General features: G+C 72.9%; 1 protein-coding gene. It reads right to left on the bottom strand.

Features of this window, described 5'->3' with window-relative positions:
• Positions 1 to 106: 106 nt before the first annotated feature.
• Positions 107 to 480: iron chelate uptake ABC transporter family permease subunit (locus tag BCY78_RS24295; protein ID WP_139103324.1), on the bottom strand; the 374-nt coding region annotated here is incomplete at its 5' end.

Genomic DNA, 480 nt, shown 5'->3' with positions numbered 1-480 from the left:
CGCCAGACGAACGACACCCGGCCGAGCCGCACCCCCGGCGGCATCGGCACCTTCGCTTCGGTTCCACCGGCCACACCGGTCACGTTCATGCGCTCCTGGACCTCTCTCATGCGCCCCTGAACTTCCCTCGCCAGACCAGGGCCGCGAAGAAGGGGGCCCCGAGGAGGGCGACCACGACCCCCGCCTCCAGTTCGCCCGGCCGTACGACGACCCGGCCGACGATGTCGCAGACCAGCAGGACACCGGCCCCGAGGAGGCCTGCGTACGGCACCAGCCAGCGGTAGTCGGGGCCGGTCAGATAGCGGGCCACATGGGCCACCATGAGCCCGAGGAAGGCGATGGGGCCGCAGGCGGCGGTGGCGGCCCCGGCCAGCAGGGTGACGGCGACGATGCCGAGGGTCCGGCTCACCGCGATGTTCACTCCCAGCCCCCGCGCCACGTCCTCCCCCAGGCTGAGCAGGGTGAGGGCGGGCAGGGTGA

The sequence above is a fragment of the Pararhodobacter sp. CCB-MM2 genome (assembly GCF_001691415.1).
In the GTDB taxonomy this organism is placed as follows: domain Bacteria; phylum Pseudomonadota; class Alphaproteobacteria; order Rhodobacterales; family Rhodobacteraceae; genus Pararhodobacter.
The sequence above is the reverse complement of the archived record's forward strand: the minus strand, read 5'-3'. Positions and strand labels throughout refer to the sequence as shown.